Source organism: Paraburkholderia sp. JPY465 (genome assembly GCF_050436725.1).
Lineage (GTDB): Bacteria > Pseudomonadota > Gammaproteobacteria > Burkholderiales > Burkholderiaceae > Paraburkholderia > Paraburkholderia youngii.
The window spans coordinates 859,894-878,130 of record NZ_JBNDMT010000003.1; the positions used below are offsets into that span (position 1 = coordinate 859,894).

20 protein-coding genes and 1 tRNA gene are annotated in these 18,237 nt (G+C 65.5%); 10 read left to right on the top strand and 11 right to left on the bottom strand.

What is annotated here, in order from left to right; genetic code table 11:
- The first annotated feature begins 83 nt into the window (after positions 1–83).
- Both QFZ94_RS18565 and QFZ94_RS18570 read left to right on the top strand, forming a co-directional pair.
- Positions 84–332 carry a pentapeptide MXKDX repeat protein gene (locus QFZ94_RS18565; protein ID WP_429458688.1) on the top strand — a complete coding sequence of 83 codons (249 nt, stop codon included), beginning with the start codon at positions 84–86 and terminating at the stop codon, positions 330–332.
- A gap of 435 nt (positions 333–767) precedes the next feature.
- Complete coding sequence (locus QFZ94_RS18570) at positions 768–1,697, top strand: EamA family transporter (RefSeq protein WP_429458690.1); 930 nt, start codon at positions 768–770, stop codon at positions 1,695–1,697.
- 36 nt (positions 1,698–1,733) lie between these two features.
- On the opposite strand, the gene QFZ94_RS18575 is transcribed toward QFZ94_RS18570, so the two are convergent.
- Entirely contained in the window at positions 1,734–3,776 is a 2,043-nt protein-coding gene (locus QFZ94_RS18575; protein ID WP_429458692.1) for an FAD-dependent oxidoreductase, read from the bottom strand.
- 308 nt (positions 3,777–4,084) lie between these two features.
- Here QFZ94_RS18575 and QFZ94_RS18580 point away from each other — a divergent pair, with 308 nt between their 5' ends.
- Positions 4,085–4,882, top strand: a complete 798-nt coding sequence (locus tag QFZ94_RS18580) for a DUF4397 domain-containing protein (protein ID WP_368587534.1) — start codon at positions 4,085–4,087, stop codon at positions 4,880–4,882.
- A 253-nt stretch (positions 4,883–5,135) separates the two neighbouring features.
- Here the strand turns inward: QFZ94_RS18580 and QFZ94_RS18585 are convergent, their stop codons facing one another.
- The gene (locus tag QFZ94_RS18585; RefSeq protein ID WP_013089876.1) at positions 5,136–5,273 is read right to left on the bottom strand and encodes an entericidin A/B family lipoprotein; all 138 of its coding nucleotides are present in this window, start codon (positions 5,271–5,273) and stop codon (positions 5,136–5,138) included.
- A gap of 218 nt (positions 5,274–5,491) precedes the next feature.
- Positions 5,492–6,979, bottom strand: a complete 1,488-nt coding sequence (locus QFZ94_RS18590) for a sensor histidine kinase (protein WP_429458695.1) — start codon at positions 6,977–6,979, stop codon at positions 5,492–5,494.
- 190 nt (positions 6,980–7,169) lie between these two features.
- Between QFZ94_RS18590 and QFZ94_RS18595 the strand changes: the two genes are divergently transcribed.
- From QFZ94_RS18595 to QFZ94_RS18615, 5 genes are all read left to right on the top strand, one after another.
- On the top strand, positions 7,170–7,346 hold the full coding sequence (locus tag QFZ94_RS18595; RefSeq protein ID WP_429458697.1) for a DUF1328 family protein: 177 nt from the start codon (positions 7,170–7,172) through the stop codon (positions 7,344–7,346).
- 93 nt (positions 7,347–7,439) lie between these two features.
- Positions 7,440–7,601 (top strand): DUF1328 domain-containing protein, encoded by a 162-nt coding sequence (locus tag QFZ94_RS18600; protein ID WP_006052455.1) that lies wholly within the window; start codon positions 7,440–7,442, stop codon positions 7,599–7,601.
- A gap of 218 nt (positions 7,602–7,819) precedes the next feature.
- The gene (locus QFZ94_RS18605) at positions 7,820–8,365 is read left to right on the top strand and encodes a ferritin-like domain-containing protein (RefSeq protein ID WP_410847828.1); all 546 of its coding nucleotides are present in this window, start codon (positions 7,820–7,822) and stop codon (positions 8,363–8,365) included.
- Positions 8,366–8,516: 151 nt separating this feature from the next.
- Complete coding sequence (locus tag QFZ94_RS18610; protein ID WP_368587531.1) at positions 8,517–9,149, top strand: response regulator; 633 nt, start codon at positions 8,517–8,519, stop codon at positions 9,147–9,149.
- 20 nt (positions 9,150–9,169) lie between these two features.
- A complete protein-coding gene (locus tag QFZ94_RS18615) occupies positions 9,170–9,601 on the top strand; it encodes a response regulator (protein ID WP_410848068.1) in 432 nt (143 codons plus the stop codon).
- 73 nt (positions 9,602–9,674) lie between these two features.
- Here the strand turns inward: QFZ94_RS18615 and QFZ94_RS18620 are convergent, their stop codons facing one another.
- From QFZ94_RS18620 to QFZ94_RS18650, 7 genes are all read right to left on the bottom strand, one after another.
- Positions 9,675–10,874, bottom strand: a complete 1,200-nt coding sequence (locus tag QFZ94_RS18620) for an MFS transporter (protein WP_410847829.1) — start codon at positions 10,872–10,874, stop codon at positions 9,675–9,677.
- Positions 10,875–11,015: 141 nt separating this feature from the next.
- Complete coding sequence (locus QFZ94_RS18625; protein WP_429458700.1) at positions 11,016–11,840, bottom strand: phosphodiesterase; 825 nt, start codon at positions 11,838–11,840, stop codon at positions 11,016–11,018.
- Positions 11,841–11,897: 57 nt separating this feature from the next.
- Complete coding sequence (locus QFZ94_RS18630; RefSeq protein ID WP_429458702.1) at positions 11,898–12,944, bottom strand: ABC transporter ATP-binding protein; 1,047 nt, start codon at positions 12,942–12,944, stop codon at positions 11,898–11,900.
- Positions 12,941–13,879, bottom strand: coding sequence for an ABC transporter permease (locus QFZ94_RS18635; protein WP_429458704.1), 939 nt, complete (start codon positions 13,877–13,879; stop codon positions 12,941–12,943). Before QFZ94_RS18635 ends, QFZ94_RS18630 begins: the two co-directional genes overlap by 4 nt.
- Before the next feature lie 14 nt (positions 13,880–13,893).
- Entirely contained in the window at positions 13,894–14,718 is an 825-nt protein-coding gene (locus QFZ94_RS18640) for an ABC transporter permease (RefSeq protein ID WP_013089865.1), read from the bottom strand.
- Positions 14,715–15,794 carry an ABC transporter substrate-binding protein gene (locus QFZ94_RS18645; RefSeq protein WP_429458705.1) on the bottom strand — a complete coding sequence of 360 codons (1,080 nt, stop codon included), beginning with the start codon at positions 15,792–15,794 and terminating at the stop codon, positions 14,715–14,717. Before QFZ94_RS18645 ends, QFZ94_RS18640 begins: the two co-directional genes overlap by 4 nt.
- A gap of 98 nt (positions 15,795–15,892) precedes the next feature.
- Positions 15,893–16,960 (bottom strand): LacI family DNA-binding transcriptional regulator, encoded by a 1,068-nt coding sequence (locus tag QFZ94_RS18650; RefSeq protein WP_429458707.1) that lies wholly within the window; start codon positions 16,958–16,960, stop codon positions 15,893–15,895.
- A 141-nt stretch (positions 16,961–17,101) separates the two neighbouring features.
- Between QFZ94_RS18650 and QFZ94_RS18655 the strand changes: the two genes are divergently transcribed.
- A tRNA-Leu gene (locus tag QFZ94_RS18655) sits at positions 17,102–17,186 on the top strand.
- A gap of 72 nt (positions 17,187–17,258) precedes the next feature.
- On the opposite strand, the gene QFZ94_RS18660 is transcribed toward QFZ94_RS18655, so the two are convergent.
- Positions 17,259–17,525 carry a helix-turn-helix domain-containing protein gene (locus QFZ94_RS18660; protein WP_429461851.1) on the bottom strand — a complete coding sequence of 89 codons (267 nt, stop codon included), beginning with the start codon at positions 17,523–17,525 and terminating at the stop codon, positions 17,259–17,261.
- A 197-nt stretch (positions 17,526–17,722) separates the two neighbouring features.
- Here QFZ94_RS18660 and QFZ94_RS18665 point away from each other — a divergent pair, with 197 nt between their 5' ends.
- The gene (locus QFZ94_RS18665; protein WP_013089862.1) at positions 17,723–18,226 is read left to right on the top strand and encodes a M48 metallopeptidase family protein; all 504 of its coding nucleotides are present in this window, start codon (positions 17,723–17,725) and stop codon (positions 18,224–18,226) included.
- Positions 18,227–18,237: the final 11 nt, after the last annotated feature.

An 18,237-nucleotide genomic window follows, 5' to 3' on the forward strand; every position in this document is an offset into this window, starting at 1 on the left:
CGCACGCGCGCTTGCGGCAGCGGCTTCGGAAGCACGCCGGCGCGAGCCGGTTTCGATTCATCCACCACCAACGGAGTCATCCCATGAAGAAGATTGCAATCACCTCGATCGCGTTGCTGATGCTGGCAAGCGGCGGCGCCGCATTCGCGCAGGCGAGCGGCGCGATGTCGAACGACGCGATGTCGAAAGACGCGATGTCGAAGGATTCGATGTCCAAAGACAGCATGTCGAAGGACGGCATGAAAAAGGATGCGATGAAACACGACTCGATGAAAAAGGGCGGCGGCGCGATGGGCATGAAGCACGAGGCGTCGGGCGCGATGGGCAACTGAGTCCGCGCGCGGGGTGCTTAGCGATCCTGCCGATGCGCCGAGCATCGGACGGATTCGACGCTGAATGCAAGCCGGGGATGCGTCCCCGGCTTTTCTGTTGCAGGAAACCAAAAAGTTACGATTCTGTCGGGCGGCGCACTCGGCGCTTACTGCATAATGCGTTGCGCGCCGCGGCTTTCGCCCGCGGCGTCGCCGCGCATCGCGGCCGCGTTGCGTCGTGTCGTTTTGACCGATTCCGCCGCCACAGCCGTTTCTGGCGCTTCCTGCGCCGCCCATTGTCTTACTGTTCCACCGACATGTCCGCCAGCCTCACCCGTCAGACCGCATCGCCGATGCGGTGCCCGCCATCCCGCCCGAAAGGCATCGACGCAGGCGCGGCGCCTCGCGGGCATCGAGCGCAGCGCGCGGGTCGAGTGGCGACGGCGGGCTGAACGCATGTCGCTGCAACCCTCAGTTTTTTCTCCCCGTGGCTGGCCGCTGTGGCTGCCGCAGACGCGCAAAGGCAAGGTCGCGCTCGCGCTTGCCGTCGTTTATCTGGTGTGGGGCTCGACCTATCTCGCCGTGCACGTCGCGCTCGGCTCGTTCCCGCCGCTGCTGATGTCGGGCTTGCGCAACCTGTTCGCCGGCATTGGTCTGTTCGTGTTCGCCGCGCGCCGCAAGCCGGTGTGGCCGAGCCTCGCCGAAATTCGCAACGCGGGCCTCGTCGGCACGATGCTGGTGGGTCTGTCGAGCGGCATGCTCGCGTACGGCATGCGCACGGTCGGCACCGGCACCGCGGCCGTGATGGTCGCGACCGTGCCGCTGTTCGCGACCGTGATCGCGGCCGTCGCCGGACGCAAGATCGGCCGCGGCGAATGGTTCGCGGTCGGGCTCGGGTTCGCCGGCATCGTGATTCTGAGTCACGGCGACAGCACGCCGGGCTCGGTGGGCGGCAGCCTCGCGATTCTGTGCGGCGCGTTGTTCTGGGCCGGCGGCGCGCATCTGGCCGGCGTGTTGAAGCTGCCGTCGGACCTGTTTTTGTCGACTTCGCTGCAGATCGGCCTGGGCGGCGCGATCTCGACACTGGTCGCGTGGGCGGCGGGCGAGCAGATGCTCGAGCTGCATTTTCTGCCGCTCGTCGCGTTCCTGTATCTGATGCTGATCGGCACCATGGCCGCGTTCGTCGCGTACGGTTATCTGATTCGCCACACGAGCCCGATCATCGCGAGCAGTTGCATGTACGTGAATCCGATCGTCGCGGTTGCATTGGGTGCGCTGCTGCTCGGCGAGCCGGTCACGCGCTCGACGGTGATCGCGACGATCGTGATCCTGAGCAGCGTCGGCTTGTCGTTCTGGTTCGATTCCCAGAAGAAGGGCAGCGCCTGAGCGCGGCGCGGTTCTCGTCGAACCGCGCGACCGTTGTCAAAGCGCCGCCGCCAGCTCAGCGCCCTCGCGGATCGCTCGCTTCGCATCGAGCTCGGTCGCGAGCTTCGCGCCGCCGATCACATGAAAGCGCGGGCCGCCGCTGCCGTGCTTGCCATCGACAGTCGGCGGCAACAGCTCGCGCAACGACTCCTGTCCTGCGCACACGACGATCGTATCGACGTCGAGCCATTCGTCGGCACCGTCTCGCGCGATCCTCAGACCGCGCGCGCTGATCTCCCGATACTCGACGCCGCCTAGCATCTGCACGCCGTTCCTCGCGAGCGCCGCCCGATGCACCCAGCCCGACGTCTTGCCGAGCCCCGCGCCGAGCTTGCCGGCCTTGCGCTGCAATAGCCAGATCTGCCGCGCCGGTTGCGCGGGAGCGGGCGGCTTCAGGCCGCCGCGCTCGCGCACCGCGAGGTCGACGCCCCATTCATCGAGCCACGTATCGCGCGGCACCGGCAGCGGCTCGCCCGCGCGATGCAGCAGAAACTCGCTGACGTCGAAGCCGATGCCGCCCGCGCCGATCACCGCGACGCCCGCGCCGACCGGCGCGCCGCGCAGCACGTCGACATACGACAGCACGTTAGCCCCGTCGATGCCGGCAATCGCCGGCCGCCGCGGCACGATGCCGGTCGCGACGACCACGTCGTCGTAGGCGCCCGCGGCGAGCAGCGCGGCATCGACGCGCGTACCCAGCCGCACGTCGACGCGATGGCGTTGCAACTGGCTACTGAAGTAGCGGATGGTTTCGCTGAACTCTTCCTTGCCCGGCACGCGCATCGCGAGATTGAACTGGCCGCCGAGCATGTCGCTGGCCTCGAACAAAGTCACGCGATGCCCGCGCGAGGCCGCCACGGTCGCGGCCGATAGCCCGGCCGGCCCGGCGCCGACCACTGCGACCGAGCGCGCCTGCTGTGCGCTTGCGAGCGGCCGGTAGACGAGCTCGGTTTCGCGTCCCGCGCGCGGATTGACGAGGCAGCTCGCGCGCTGATTCCTGAACGTGTGATCGAGGCAGGCCTGATTGCACGCGATGCAGGTGTTGATTTCGTGCGTGCGGTCCTCGGCTGTCTTCAGCACGAACTCGGGATCGGCGAGCAGCGGCCGCGCCATCGACACGAGATCCGCCGTGCCATCGGCGATCAGCGCTTCGGCGACCTCAGGCGTGTTGATACGGTTCGACGCGATCACCGGCACGTTGACCGCGGCCTTCAGACGCGCGGTCAGCGAGGTGAACGCCGCGCGCGGCACCGAGGTCACGATGGTCGGCACGCGCGCCTCGTGCCAGCCGATGCCGGTGTTGAAGATCGTCACGCCGGCCGCTTCGAGCGCCTGCGCGACCTGCACGGTTTCCTCCCACGTATTGCCGCCCTCGACCAGATCGATCAGCGACAGCCGGTACACGACGATGAAGCGCTCGCCGCATTCGGCACGCACCCGCTCGATGATCTCGCAGGCGAGCCGCATGCGATTCTCGATGCTGCCGCCGTATCGATCGGTGCGCCGGTTCGTGCGCGGGCACAGGAACTGGTTCAACAGATAGCCTTCGCTGCCCATGATCTCGACGCCGTCGTAGCCCGCGCGTTGCGCGAGCCGCGCGCAGCGCGCGTAGTCGCGCACGGTGCGCTCGATGCCGGCGAGCGTCAGCGCGCGCGGCTTGAACTTCGAGATCGGCGACTTCAACGCCGACGCCGACACCACGAACGGCTGATAGCCATAACGGCCCGCATGCAGGATCTGCAGCGCGATCTTGCCGCCCTCCGCATGCACGGCCTCGGTCACGAGCCGGTGATTGCGCAGATCGAATACCGAGTTGAGCGTGCCGCCGAACGGCAGCAGCCAGCCCTCGCGATTCGGCGAAATCCCGCCCGTGATGATCAGGCCGACGCCGCCTTTCGCGCGCTCGCGGAAGTACGCGGCCAGTTGCGGGTAATGCCAGAAGCGGTCTTCCATGCCCGTGTGCATCGAGCCCATCACGACGCGGTTGGTCAGACGTGTGAAGCCCAGGTCGAGCTCGGCGAGCAAGTGTTGGTAAGACATGCAGGGACCGTGTAAGTGGAGGGCCGCACGAACGATACACCGCGCGCCAGACCAGACCGCCGAGGAAAAATTCTAATCGTCGCAATCCATTGATCCGCAAGACGTTAGTCGGTTGTCTCGCGCCAGCTATTAAGCGCACGGCACACCCATTGCTGATTTTGAGCGTCCATCGCCACGGACGCGTCACCGACAAAACCGGCGCGCCGTGCGGCACGGACGGGAGGAGGGCGACCGCGAGGCTTCCCGCGGTCGCCCACGTATCAATGGGCGATGAGCGTCAAGCCCGACATCGAGAACAGGTGAACACAATGAAAATTATCCGAACCATGGTAGCGGTCGTTGCGACCGCGGCGGTACTGAGCGCGTGCGGCGGCGGTGGTGGCAGCGATGCAGGCAAGACGCTGGGCTTGACCAACCCCGAGATTCACTTCGTTCACGCGCTTCCGGGTGGCCCCGCGGTCGACTTCCTCGTCAATGGCAGCGCGCCTTCCGGACAGACCAACATCTCGTATAAAGGCGTGACCAACCTCACCAATATCGACACGGGCCCGACGACCGTCGCTTATGCGGCGACCGGCACGAAGAACGCGCTCGCGAGCGGCAGCTTCCCCGATGTCGCGAAGGGCCACGTGTACACGGTGCTAGCGTTGCCGGGTCTGTCGGCGCCCGATATCGGCCTGATCGACGATCCGTTCGACAAGGGCCTGCTGACCAATGACGCGCGCGTGCGCGGCTTCAATGCGTCGGCGAACGCGCCCGACCTCGACCTCTATCTCGTGCAGGCCACCGCCACCAGCATCGCCAACGTGTCGCCGACGATCGCCGGCGTGTCGTTCAAGAACGCGGTGCCGGCGAGCGGCCAGGATTCGATCTACGTGTCGGGTGGCCAGTACGTGCTGATCGCGACGGTGGCCGGCAGCAAGACGCCGATCTTCCAGTCGAACTCGTTCTCGCTGGCGAACAACGCCGACTGGCTGATCACCTCGGTGCCGATCGCGGGCGTGTTGAGCCAACTGGCGCTGGGGCAGATTCATCTGCTGGTCGTACAGAACGGCAATACGAGCACGCCGAGTGTGGAACTGTCGAATACGTTGACCGGGCAATGACGCGGGCCGCCGACCACCGGATGAGCCTCGCGCGGCGCGAGCATCGATGAACCGCTTGCGCCAGCCGGACAATCAAGGACTCCGGATGGTCGGAAAATGGGGGGACGGCACGGCGATCCACGACAGTGGGTCGCCGTTCTGTTTGATGGCGCTCTGAAAACGCGTCGCGTCGCGTCGCAAGCCAACATGCACAAAAAAAGCCCGCCGCGGCATCCCGCGACGGGCTCTCTAAAACCTGCTGCCATGTGCCGGTCTATTTTGCCTTTTCCGCCTCGTTCGTGATGGCGTGGCCGCCTTTCGAAATATCCTGGCCGGCGCCCGCCATCGTATTGCAACCCGTGACGAGCATGGCGGTTCCTGCGAGCACAAGCAAAGCGATCAGTCGAGTCATGAAACTTCTCCTTGTCGAGAATGCATCGGTTGATGTCGTCCGACCGGGGCCATGCCAGTCGATCAGGTTTCGATCCGGTTTCGAACCGGCCTGATTGCATGGTAAAAAAAGGGTGGGGGCCGCGCTGTCGGCCGTGCCGCGATTTTGTTGTAGGCGTGCTCCGGTGTTTGCGTCGGCGCACTCCTACAACGGCTTTGCGGTGCCGCGGCGAGCGCCCGTCAGACGGGACTTTGCGACGAAGTGGACGGCGTGGCCGGCGGCGCCAGCGGCTGATCCACCGACGGCGTCGCGGTGCTTGCGCTCGGCATCACGACGTCGATTTCGGTGCCGTTTTGCGCGCCACGGCGGATGTCGAAGCGTCCGCCATGCGCGGCCACGCGCTGGCGCATGCCGAGCAGGCCATGCGTATGCGTGCGTTTCAGATCGGCCGGCATGATGCCGACGCCGTTGTCCGCGATATGCAGCGCGACCTCGCCATCGCCGACCCGCAACGCGATGCCGACCTTCGAGGCTCGCGCGTATTTGGCGGCGTTCGTCAGCGACTCCTGCGCGACCCGAAAGAGCGCGATCTCGGTCTGCTCGTCGAGTTGGATATCGTCGGCGGGCAGGTGCAGCTCGAGCGTCCAGTTGTTGCGCTGCGCGGCTTCGTCGGCGAGCGTGCGCAGCGCGGTGACGAGCCCGAAATTGGCGAGCACGGTCGGCCGCATGTCCTCGATGATGCGCCGCTTCAGCGCGATACCCTGGTCGAGATTGGCGAGCGCGCGCTGCAGCTTGTCGGCGATGTCCGGCTCGCTGTCCTTCAGCTTGCGGCGCGCCCATGCGACGTCCATCCGGCATGCGGTCAGGATCGCGCCGAGCTCGTCGTGCAACTCACGCGCGAGCTGGGTCTTTTCGTTTTCGCTGACCGCCTGCAGATGCCAGCCGAGCGCTTCGAGCTGCCGCGTGCGCTCGCCCACCAGCTGGTCGAGTTCCTCCTGCTGCGTAATCAGCTGACGCTGTGCGCGCGCCTGCCGGTCGATCTGGATACCGAGATTGCGAAACAGCAGAATGAACAGCACGATGTTCAGCGCCGACAGACCCGCGGCGCACAGCGTCGACAGCCGCTGATCGGCGCGGCTCGCGGCCAGCGCGTGCTGCGCGCGGCGCTCCTCGTTGTCGCGCAGCAGCGTGAGCGTGCTGTCGATCAACGACGCGTCCGCCGGATTGACGTCGCTCGCGGGCCCGCATGCGCCGAGTTCGAGCGGATGCGGCGCTGCGTGCTGCATCGCGGCGGCGCCGGCGCCGATGCGCGCGTCGATCAGCGCGAGAATCTGCGTAAAGCTTGCGAGCTCCGCGCTGTCCGCGCGGCCGCCGCGATAGAAGCGGTCCAACTGCCGGGTGGTGTCGCGAATGCGCGCGGCGCTCGCGCAGAACGCGTGGGCGGATGCGTCGTCCTTCGTCAGAAGAAACTGATTCTGTTGCGCGCTGAGGCGCGACAGGTCGCTCGCGAGCGTGCTCAGTTGCACGGTGACGTCGCGCGCTTCGAGCGCGGTTTCGTACTCGGCGGTGATGCGCTGACGCGCGCTCTCCAGAATCACGAGGCCGCCCACCGTGATCACGATCGCGACCGTCATCGCGATCGCCCAGCTGCGCCTGCGCATCCAGTCGGCGAGCCGCGCGGTGGCGCGCGCGCCAGACTGTTCCGGCGGGTTCTGCAGATTCGACACTTGCTGCTCCAGAAAGAGGGCGTCGACTCAGGCGTCGACTCCCGCATCGCGCGAAGCCGCGCGTAACGTCGTCGTAATCCAATGTAAGCGGATTCTCACACGAAAAACGGCGAGCGTCGGAATGCGCGCGGCGCCGCGCATCGATAGCATGGACCCGATCGTTCATTCAATGTTTCCGGAGAAAACCATCATGTTGAAGTGGGCGCTGTTCTTCGCGATCGTCGCGGTGATCGCGGGTCTTCTCGGCTTTACCGGCATTGCAGCCGGCGCGGCGGCGATCGCGAAGTTCCTGTTCTTCGTGTTTGTCGTGCTGTGCGTGGTGTTCCTCGTGCTCGGCTTCGTCGTGACCAAGAAAATAATCGATTAGCGCGGCCATCGCAGTCGGGCAAGCCGCGCCTTCATAGCAGGCGAGGGGTTTGCTGGTAGTCGATTGCAGGGGCCAACAAAAGGGAGAAATGCCATGCTTCACTATGCCATCGTCTTCTTCGTGATCGCGATCATCGCGGCGGTGTTCGGCTTTACCGGCATCGCGGCCGGCGCGGCCGAAATCGCGAAGATCCTGTTCTACATCTTCCTCGTCGTGTTCGTGGTCACGTTGCTGCTCGGCGTGTTTCGAACCTAGCCACGCGAGCCCTGGATGAACGTAACACGAGATCGGCAGCGAAGTACGCAATACGTATACGTTGGTACAGGTAGTCAACAAGGCGCGGGAACGCGCGGCGTTTGAATCCTCGATCGAGGCGCCCGCGTTCGAAGCGCGCCGTCATTCCACCGTCGGCGCATCAGGTGCGATTCGTGCTGATGCGCGATTCCCCCAATACCGGATAAAGGAGAAGTTCGATGACGAAGCAATCTGGCGACACGTTCGTGATGGACATCAAAAAGATCCGCGAGGACGCGCGCAAGCATATGTCCGATGGTCCGGTCACGCCGACCTACGGCGCGGATCGCGAAACGGTGCTCAAGCTGCTGAACGACGCGCTCGCCACCGAGCTCGTCTGCACGCTGCGTTACAAGCGCCACTACTTCATGGCGAAGGGCATCAACTCCGAAGCGGTCGCGACGGAATTCGCCGAGCACGCGAGCGAGGAGCAGGAACACGCCGATCGCATCGCCGAGCGCATCGTGCAGCTTGGCGGCGAACCCGATTTCGCGCCGGACGGCATCAAGGCACGCGCTCATTCGGAATACAAGGAAGGCACCGATCTGACCGACATGATTCGCGAGAACCTGATCGCGGAGCGCATCGCGATCGACACGTACCGCGAGATCGTCCGCTATCTCGGCGAGAAGGACGTGACCACGCGCCGGCTGTTCGAGGAGATTCTCGCGGTCGAGGAAGAGCATGCCGACGATATGGCGGATCTGCTCGCGGGGCGTGAGTAGCGCGCCAGAATGACGGGGAAGCGACGAACACGAACTCGGGAATGCGGGCGGCTGCGATGCGAAGCCGCCCTCGCAGTCCACGTTCTGCCGTGGCCCCGGATCATTACAATGTCGGCTTAGGAGCGACTCCCTTTGCACGGACACCCAACCGATGATTCGAGTGCTGATAGCTGACGATCATGCGATCGTTCGAGGTGGTTTCAGACAGTTCGTCGCCGACGAGCCGGACATGTGCGTCGCCGCCGAGGCCGCCACCGGCGAGGAAGCGATCGGCCTCGTGCGCGAGCAGGCATTCGACGTGGTGCTGCTCGACATCGCGATGCCGGACAAGAACGGCATCGATACGTTGCGGGTGATCAAGCAGGTGCGTCCTGAGCAGGGGGTGCTGATCCTGTCGGGCTACCCCGAGAGCCAATACGCGATCAATCTGCTTCGCGCGGGCGCGAACGGCTATCTGAACAAGGACTGCGAGCCGGAGGAAATCGTGCGCGCAATCCGCTCGGTGGCGCGCGGGCATCGCTATCTGTCGGAGGCGGTCGCCGATACGCTTGCCGACAATCTCGACAAGCCCGCCGCCGGACGTCCGCATGAAGCGCTGTCGGAGCGCGAATTCCAGATCTTCTGCAAGCTCGCGGCAGGGCAATTGCCGACGCAGATCGCGGAAGAACTGCATCTGTCGGTCAAAACGGTGAGCACGTATCGCGCGCGGGTGCTCGAGAAGATGCGACTCGCGAACAACGCGGACCTCACGTATTACGCGATCAAGAACGGTCTGATCGAATGACGGACGATCGAGACATCCCGATGAACAGCGAATCGAACCCTGCTACCGATCCAGCCAGCCGCGCGCCGTTGCGCGTGCTGCTGATCGAGGATTCGCCGCTGATCCGCCGCAGCCTCGTCGAGGCGATCGATGCTTCGGGCTTGCTGCGCGTGGCCGCTTATGCCGATTCCGCCGATCAGGCGATCGCGTTGCTCGGCGACGAAGCGTTCGATGCGGTGATCGTCGATTTGCAGCTGAAGCAGGGCTCGGGCGTGCCGGTGCTCGCGTATCTGCAGCGCGAGGGGTTGATCGATTCGATGTTCGCGGCGGTGCTGACCAATCATGCGTTGCCCGCGTATCGAGCGCGCTGCGAGCAGTACGGCGTGCGGCACTTTTACGACAAATCGTTCGAGTTCGATCGCGTGCTCGATGCGCTGCATGAGTATGCGTTGGGGCGGGGTGGCGACGTTTGAACGCTCGCAGCAAGGGCTGAAAACGCGCGGCGTCCGCGTGATGCCTGCACAAATCAAAGGTGGAATCGGGCGTTCAATGCCCCGTCCGCGCCGGCAAGCGCAAATGATTCCACGCGCCGAGCCCGGCAAACCCGATCCCCGCGATAGTGACGCCGATCCACCCGAACGCCGGCCACACGATCGCGCCGACACCCGAGCCCAGCGCCCCGCCGATGAAATACGCGACCATATACACGGTATTCACGCGGCTGCGCGCATCGGGCTTTAACGCGTAGATGCGCGACTGATTGGAAATCTGCGCGGCCTGCACGCCGATGTCGAGAATGATCACCCCGACCACGAGTCCCGCGATGCTCTTCGCCGATGCGCCGAAGATCACGAACGCGATCACGACCAGCACGAGCGAGACGGTGATGATCGCGCGTGGGCCGCGCCGGTCGGCGAACTTGCCCGCGAGCGGCGCGGCCAGCGCGCCAGCCGCGCCGACGATACCGAACAGCCCCGCCGCCTGCGGCCCGAGATGAAACGGCGCACCCGCCAGCAACAGCGCGAGCACCGACCAGAAAAGGCTGAATGCACCGAACAGGGCCGCACCGGTCAGCGACGCCTCGCGCAGCGCACGATGCTCGGTCACCAGATGCCACATCGACACGAGCAGTTTGCCGTACGGCAGCGTCGAGGTCGGCTGGCTCTTCGGCAGACGCAAAATGATGACGACTGCGAGCGCGAGCAGCGCGACGACCGATGCGCCAAACACCGCGCGCCAGCCGAAGTATTCACCGACGATGCCCGCCGCGGTCCGCGCGAGCAGGATGCCGAGCAAGAGGCCGCTCATCACGGTACCGACCGCGTGGCCGCGCTCGGACGGCGGCGCGAGTTCGGCCGCGAACGGCACCGCCTGTTGCGCGATCGTCGCGAGCACGCCGATCGCGAGACTCGTGACGATCAGCACCGCGAGCGTCGGCGCCGACGCCGCGACGATGAGCGCGACGCACATGCCGGCGATCTGCAGCAGGATCAGCAGACGCCGGTCGAAGCGGTCGCCGAGCGGCGCGAGCAGCAGCATGCCGGCGGCGTAGCCGAGCTGCGTGACGGCCGGCACCGCGCCGACCCAGGACGCGCTGTCCGGAAACGACTGGCGCAAGTTGTCGAGCAGCGGCTGATTGAAGTAGATGTTCGCGACCGAGACACCGGCGATCGTCGCGAGCAGCAGCAACACGCCGCGCAACGACCGGGCGGAGGAAGCGGAAGTGGAAGCGTCGGAAGTGGACATGACAGAGGCGGATCGACGGACCGGCCCATGCGCGGTCCTCAAGCGAGCCGATCATACCGGAGCGGCGGGGTTCGTGCTGACGGCCGCGCGAGGCTCGCCCGCGCGGCCGCTATCGGTCTGTAGCGAGATAGACCGCTGGTTTCAGTCGATCAACGCGCCAGCGTCGTAGAACGGATACGGGCCGTCGGCCGCATCGACATACGCGTGATGCGTGACGATGCCCGTCGCCGCAGCGTAGTAATGCAGCGCGTACGCGGGCGGCTCCATCACGAACGCCGACGGTCCGTCCTCGCGAAAATCGAGCGCCACCTGGTGTGCGGGCGCTGGAATCGCGCTCGCGATCGTGCCGCCGAAGCGCACGAACATCGAGCGATGCACGTGCCCGCAGAGCACGCGCTCGACGTTGGGATAGCGGGCGATCAACGCGGCGAGCTTGTCCGATGCCGCCGGGTCGAGCCGGATCTCGTCCATATGTCCGATGCCGCACGCGAACGGCGGATGATGCAGCGCGACCACGACCGGCTTGCCGCGCGCCGCATCGAGCTGCTGCGCGAGCCACGCGAGCCGCGTATCGCACAGCATGCCGGCGCTCGAGCCGGGCACCAGCGAATCCAGTGCGATCACGCGCAGCGGGCCGACGTCGACCGCGTACTGCACGAACTCGCCGCCGCTTAGCAACTCCTCGCGCTCGGGAAACGCGGCGCGCAACGCGTCGCGTTCGTCGTGATTGCCGACCATCAGGAAGTAGGGGATCTCGAGCGGTGCGAGCAATGTCTTCAGGTGCGCATACTGCTGCGGGTCGCCCTGATCGACGAGGTCGCCGGTCATCAGCACCGCGTCGGGGCGCGGTGTGAGCGCGTTCAGCGCGTCGATGCAGCGTGCGAGGTAGGGAGCGGTATCGACGCGGCGATATGCGAGGGCGCCGGGTTGCTTGATATGCAGATCGCTAATTTGGGCCAGCAGCATGACAGAGGTCCTTCGGGTTGCTTCGTGTTGAGCGCCGGGCAGCGGCGCTGTTTGTGCCTACGATAGCGCAATCAATGCGTGCTGCTCGATCGAAATGCCGACCGGCGTGCCGCGCGCAAGCTCGATACGGCCCGGGACGTCGACGACGAGCGGCTCGGGCGCGGCGCCGCCAATCGTCAGGCGCGTGCGTTCGCCGAGGAACGCGGTGCTTTCGATCTGGCCGCGCAGTTGCGCGAGCGCGGGGTCGGTGAGCCGCGCGTCCTCGGGGCGGAAGAAAAATTCGTGCGCGCCGTTCGTATTCGATGCATGCGCGGGTAACGGCACGGCGCCGCCGCTCGTCGTCAGCATGCCGTCGCGCGGCTCGCCCGCGATACGGTTGATCGTGCCGACGAACTGCGCGACCGTGCGATTGACCGGCCGATAGTAGATGTCGCGCGGCGAACCGATTTGCTCGATGCGTCCCGCGCTCATCACGACGATGCGATCGCCGAGCTCCATCGCTTCGGCCTGATCGTGCGTCACGTAGACGGTGGTGATGCCGAGTTCGCGCAACAGCGCGTTCATTTCCGTGCGCAATGCATCGCGCAGACGCGCGTCGAGCGCGGTCAGCGGTTCGTCGAGCAGCAGCACCCGCGGCTGCACCGCGAGCGCGCGTGCGAGCGCCACACGTTGACGCTGGCCGCCCGACAGTTGATCGATCGGCTTGTCCGCGTGCGCGCTAAGCCGCATCATGCCGAGCAGTTCGTCGACGCGTTGCCGGGCGATGGCCGCCGGCACACGCCTGATCTTCAGACCGTAGCCGATGTTGCCGCGCACGGTCAGGTTCGGAAACAGCGCGTAGCTCTGGAACACCATGCCGACCGCGCGTTTTTCGATCGGCAGCGCGGTCACGTCGTCGTCGCCGAATGCGATGCTGCCGCCGGCGTCCGGGGTTTCGAGGCCCGCGATCAGGCGCAGCGTCGTCGTCTTGCCGCAGCCCGACGGTCCGAGCAGCACGAGGGTTTCGCCCGCGCCGATCGCCAGGTCGAGCGGCTCGAGCACGCGTGTGCCGCGAAACGTCTTGGCGCACTGCGTGAGCGTGATGGGAACCGAGGTCAGTTTCATGGCGTGTCGATGGGTTTCGGGCAAGAGATAGCGCCGCGTTTGTTCGACGCGCTGCGCTGGCCGGTCGCGTCGACGCCGAGCCATTGCATCGCGACGAGCAGCGGCATCGTCATGATGAAGAACAGGATCGTGTACGCGCTGCCGATCTCGATGCGCATCGACGCGTAGGTATCGGCGAGGCCGACCGGCAGCGTCTTCGTGTCGGGCGTGTGCAGCATCCACGTGAGATTGAATTCGCCGATCGACAGCGTCAGCACCGCAAGCGCGCCCGCAACGATGCCGGGCCGCGCGTTCGGCAGCACGATCGTGACGAAGCGCGTGAAGAAGCCCGCGCCGAGGCTCGCCGCGCCTTCTTCGAGCGTGCGCAGATCGCCGCTCGCGCAGACCGCGGCGACCGCGCGCACCATGAACGGAAGCGTGAACACCACATGCCCGACGACGATGAACGCCGCGCTCATCCGGAACGCCGTGAAGCCGCCGTAGATCACCAGCAGCGCGAGTGCCGATGCGAGGCCGGGCAGCGCGATCGGCAGCACCAGAAACTCCTCGACGATGCGCGCGAAGCGCGTCTTGCTGCGCGCGAGCACGTAGCCCGCGGGTACGCCGGTCAACAGCGTGACGGCGAGCGTCGCCGCGGCCACTTCGAGCGACAGCCACACCGAGCCGTGATACTGGCTCCACACTTCGACGAGCCAGCGCAGCGTGAGTCCGCTCGACACGCCCTTGAAGTAGTTGACCGTCAGCCCCGCGACGATCGACATAACGACCGGCACGATCAGGAACGCGCACAGCAGCAGGGTGACGAACCATTGACCCGCGGCGAGCCAGGTTCGCGAGGAAGGCCACGCGCGTCGCGCGCGCGGTCCCGCTGTCGGTTGCGACTGTGAGGAGGGTGAGGAGGGTGAGGAGGTCGAGGAGGCCGTGACTGAGTTCATGGATGCGTTGTCGTTCATGCGCTCGCCGCGACGCCCGAACCGCTCGCGCTGCGCGCGATCGCCAGCACCGCCCACGTGACGATGCCCAGCACGATCGACAGGCCCGCGGCGGTCACCATGTTCGCGTTCAGCGTGAACTCGGTATAGATGGTCATCGGCAGCACGTCGATGTCGGTGGCTAGCGTGAACGCGGTGCCGAACGCGCCCATCGCGGTCGCGAAGCACACGGCGCCCGCCGCGATCAGTCCGGGCGACAGCGCCGGCAGCACGATGTCGCGCATGATGCGCCACGGCGATGCGCCGAGCGAGCGCGCGGCCTCTTCGAGCGACGCATCGAGCTTGGTCGCGGAGGCCATCACCGTCACGATCACGCGCGGAATCGAGAAATACAGATAGCCGAGAAACAGGCCGCTCATCGAATACGCGAACACCCAGCGATCGCCCGCGAGTTTGAGCGACAGCGCGCCGATCAGCCCCTGACGTCCGGCCAGCATGATGACCATGAAGCCGACGACGACGCCCGGAAACGCGAGCGGAAACGTCAGCAGCGCGAGCAGCGTGCGCTTGCCGGCGAACTCGCGGCGCGCGAGCAGCAGCCCCGCGATCACCGACAGCACCAGCGTGGCCGCCGTGACCGCCGCCGACAGCACGACGGTCGCGCCGAGGCTCGACATATAGCGCGGATTGGTCAGCATCGCGCGATAGGTCGCGAAAGCGTGGCCGCCGCCGGAGAGCTGCGCGAGCGCGCCCATCGGCAGCAGCCAGAACGCGATGAATACCGCGAGCGCGGGCGCGAGCAATGCGATGCGCCAGCGCAGCGGGAAGGTGACGTCGTTCAATGCATCACCTGCAGATAGCGCTCGCCGAAGCCCGACTGCTTCTCGGCCATCTTCGCGAAGTCGACCGGCTTCGCGCGCGCGTATTCGCTCGCGGGCAGGAACTGCGCGGCGGTTTCGGCATTCATCGCGCTCGCGCGCACCGGCCGCAGATACGCCTGCGCCCACAGTTTCTGGCCTTCGTCGGACAGCACGAAATCGAGCACCTTCTTGCCGTTCGTTTCGTGCGGCGCGCCCCTCACGAGGCTCATCACGTACGGCACCGAGATCGTGCCTTCCTGCGGAATCACGAACTCGACGTTCGCATGATCCTTGTATTTCGCGCGATACGCGTCGAAGTCGTAGTCGAGCAGGATCGGAATTTCGCCGGACAGCACACGCGCGTACGCGGTTTGCTTCGGCACGATCGGCGCATTCGCCTTGAGCTTGCGGAACCAGTCGAGGCCCGGCTCAAAGTTATCGAGCGTGCCGCCGAGCGCCTGGTTCACCGCGACCGCGCCCGCATAGCCGACGAACGCGCTCGACGGATCGAGGTAGCCGATCATCCCCTTGTATTCAGGCTTCAGCAGATCGGCCCACGAGCGCGGCACCGGTTTGCCTTCGAGCGCGTCCTTGTTGACGAAGAAGCCGAGCGTGCCCGAGTGGATCGTGAACCAGTAGCCTTGCGGGTCTTTTAGGCTTGCCGGAATGTCGTCCCAGTGCGCGGGCTTGTAGGTCTGGATCACGCCCTTGTCCTTCGCCTGGAACGCCGAGGACACGCCGAGATACACGACGTCGGCGACCGGGCTTTTCTGCTCGGCCATCAGCTGTGCGATCGATTGGCCCGAGTTCTTGTTGTCGAACGGCACGCGAATGCCGGTCTTTTGCTGGATCGCCTTGATCTGGCTCGCCCAGTCGGCCCATTCGGGCGGGCAGTTGTAGCAGATCGCGGTTTCGTCGGCGCGCGCTTTTTGCGGCGCGAGCGTGACGAACGCCGCGCCGGCCACGAGCAGGCTCGCCGGCACTACGGTCGCGGCGGCGTGCGACAGTTTCTGCCAGAGCGGTTTGGAGGATGCGAAGCGTGAGGTCGAGCGGGTCACTGCAGGTCTCCTGTGTTCGATCGGTGCAAGTGCTTCCGCACTCACTCCGGGCCCGTAAAAGGTGGTGGTTGCAAGCGGTTGTAGTGCGCGAAGGCTGCCTAGGCGGTCAGCCCTTGCGTTGGTGATGCCCTGTCGAAATCTGCGTGGGACCCGAGTGCCGCGATCGTCGCGCCTTCACGCACGCTGTGCGGTAGGGTCAATGCGAGCGAAGTGGCGGGGAATGCGCGCTCGTCGCGCTCGCCACCGATCCGTGCAAGCAGACGCTGCCACGCCGCCCGGCCGATCTCGCGATTCGGCGCGCAGATGCTGGCGAGCGCGGGCGACAGCAGTTCGCCCATCGCGAGGCCGTCGAAGCCGAGAATCGACATGTCTTGCGGAATCTTCAGACGCGCGCGGCGCAGGCCGCGCATCACGACCATCGCGAGCAGATCGTTGCTGCAAAAGAGGGCGGTCGGACGGTTTGCGCCTTGCGTCAGGTGCGCGAGCACGGACGGCGCGAGTTCGTCGGCGTTGAAATCGACTTCGAGCGCGGGCGCGGCGATGAGGCCGGCTTGCTGCATCGCCTGCGTGTAGCCGAGATGCCGCTGACGCGCGCGATCCGACGCGGCGAACGAGCCGGCCAGCATCAGGATGCGGCGATGGCCGTTGGCGATGAGCCGGCGCACGCCGTCGTAGGCGGCAAGGCGATTGTCGACCGACACCGACGGGCGGCGCACCGTGTCGTTGTGCATCAGCACGTACAGCAGGCCATCGCGGTCGAGTTCGTCGAGCAGCGGATGGGTGTCGGCATCGGCGACGGTCAGGATCAGGCCTTCGACGCGATGCTCGCGCAGCGTTTCGATTGCGTGACGCTCGCGGTCCACGTCGTACTGCGTGGTCATCAGCATGAGCCGGTAGCCTTGCGCCGACGCGAGATCGTCGATGCCTTGCAGGCATTCGGCGAACACCGGGTTCGCGAGCGTCGGCAGAACGACGCCGATCAGGCGCGTACGCTCGCCGCGCAATTGCCGGCCGAGCGGGCTCGGGCGGAAGTTCAGCGCGTCGATCGACTGACGTACCTTGTCGAGCGTGATGGGGTTCACGGTGTGCGGCGCGTTGATCGCGCGCGATACCGTGGCAATGGAAAAGCCCGCGTGGGCGGCGACATCCTTGATCGTCGGCGTCATCGGTTTGCGGCCCGCTGTAATCGTTTTCGTGAGCGGATTATCGGCAAGGTTTGTGACTTGGGGATGAACGTGGTGTCGGGCGTTCTTGGGACTGCGGCGACGCGATGGTAGAATTCGCGACCACGCGCGATTGCGACCCCTGCCGGGGTGATGAAATTGGTAAACATAGCGGACTTAAAATCCGCCGCCTTCGGGCTTGCCGGTTCAAGTCCGGTCCCCGGCACCAGTGTTGCAATGACAGGCACGATGCGCGCACGCCGATGATCGCCGTGCCGATCTCGCTCTCCAGTTTTCCCGATCAGAAATCCAGTTGCTTCGCGCTGATACCGAGCGCCGCCGCGATCTTTTCGCGCGTTGATTTGCGCAAGCGATCGCTATTTTCCTGTTGTGCAAAAGCAGGCTGGCTGATGCCAAGACGCGCCGCGATGTTCGCCTGAGTGAAACCGAGCTGTTCGCTCCATGCGCGTACGGGTGAAGCGCCGTCAACCGTGCCGCTCACGACGTCGTTGGGAATCAGGTTCCGGTCGGTGCCGGTCAGTAGTTCTTGTGTATCCCTGGTGATCAGAGCGTTGCTCGAATCTGCGGCGCATCGCACGGAAGCGGTGAAACTCGTTGGCCTATGCGGACAAAATCGAGTGAGAAACTGTCACACCGCATAACGCGAGGAACCTCCAGAACTCGGCGTAACTCCGGACAAGCGCCTAATCTTGTCGATCGGCGCGACCGTGCGTAATATCACCTCGCCAACCTCAATCCGCCTTCATGTCTTCGCTCAAATACCTGACCGGCTACCCCGCACCTCTGCAAGACAAGGTGAGAACGCTGATCGCCGACGATCAGCTCGGCTCCTATCTCGCGCAGAAGTACCCGAACACGCACGAGGTGCAAACCGACCGCGCGCTCTACGAGTACTGCGCGGAGCTCAAACGCGAACACCTGCGCAACGCGGAGCAGATCGACAAGGTCACCTACGACAGCAAGCTCGACGTGATGCGTCACGCGCTCGGCCTGCATACGAGCATTTCGCGCGTGCAGGGCAGCAAGCTGAAGGCGAAGAAGGAAATCCGCATCGCGTCGCTATTCAAGGGCGCGGCGCCGGAGTTTCTGAAGATGATCGTCGTGCACGAACTCGCTCATCTGAAAGAGAGCGATCACAACAAGGCGTTCTATCGTCTGTGCGAGTTCATGCAGCCGGGGTACCACCAGATCGAATTCGATCTACGTCTGTATCTGACGCATCGCGATCTGGCGAAGAAGCCCGTGTGAGGGACGCCGCG

Coding starts and splice junctions, on each gene's coding strand:
- QFZ94_RS18565 (WP_429458688.1), top strand. CDS start 84: ATGAAGAAGATTGCAATCACCTCGATCGCGTTGCTGATGCTGGCAAGC.
- QFZ94_RS18570 (WP_429458690.1), top strand. CDS start 768: ATGTCGCTGCAACCCTCAGTTTTTTCTCCCCGTGGCTGGCCGCTGTGG.
- QFZ94_RS18575 (WP_429458692.1), bottom strand. CDS start 3,776: ATGTCTTACCAACACTTGCTCGCCGAGCTCGACCTGGGCTTCACACGT.
- QFZ94_RS18580 (WP_368587534.1), top strand. CDS start 4,085: ATGAAAATTATCCGAACCATGGTAGCGGTCGTTGCGACCGCGGCGGTA.
- QFZ94_RS18585 (WP_013089876.1), bottom strand. CDS start 5,273: ATGACTCGACTGATCGCTTTGCTTGTGCTCGCAGGAACCGCCATGCTC.
- QFZ94_RS18595 (WP_429458697.1), top strand. CDS start 7,170: ATGTTGAAGTGGGCGCTGTTCTTCGCGATCGTCGCGGTGATCGCGGGT.
- QFZ94_RS18600 (WP_006052455.1), top strand. CDS start 7,440: ATGCTTCACTATGCCATCGTCTTCTTCGTGATCGCGATCATCGCGGCG.
- QFZ94_RS18605 (WP_410847828.1), top strand. CDS start 7,820: ATGACGAAGCAATCTGGCGACACGTTCGTGATGGACATCAAAAAGATC.
- QFZ94_RS18610 (WP_368587531.1), top strand. CDS start 8,517: ATGATTCGAGTGCTGATAGCTGACGATCATGCGATCGTTCGAGGTGGT.
- QFZ94_RS18615 (WP_410848068.1), top strand. CDS start 9,170: ATGAACAGCGAATCGAACCCTGCTACCGATCCAGCCAGCCGCGCGCCG.
- QFZ94_RS18620 (WP_410847829.1), bottom strand. CDS start 10,874: ATGTCCACTTCCGACGCTTCCACTTCCGCTTCCTCCGCCCGGTCGTTG.
- QFZ94_RS18625 (WP_429458700.1), bottom strand. CDS start 11,840: ATGCTGCTGGCCCAAATTAGCGATCTGCATATCAAGCAACCCGGCGCC.
- QFZ94_RS18630 (WP_429458702.1), bottom strand. CDS start 12,944: ATGAAACTGACCTCGGTTCCCATCACGCTCACGCAGTGCGCCAAGACG.
- QFZ94_RS18635 (WP_429458704.1), bottom strand. CDS start 13,879: ATGAACTCAGTCACGGCCTCCTCGACCTCCTCACCCTCCTCACCCTCC.
- QFZ94_RS18650 (WP_429458707.1), bottom strand. CDS start 16,960: ATGACGCCGACGATCAAGGATGTCGCCGCCCACGCGGGCTTTTCCATT.
- QFZ94_RS18665 (WP_013089862.1), top strand. CDS start 17,723: ATGTCTTCGCTCAAATACCTGACCGGCTACCCCGCACCTCTGCAAGAC.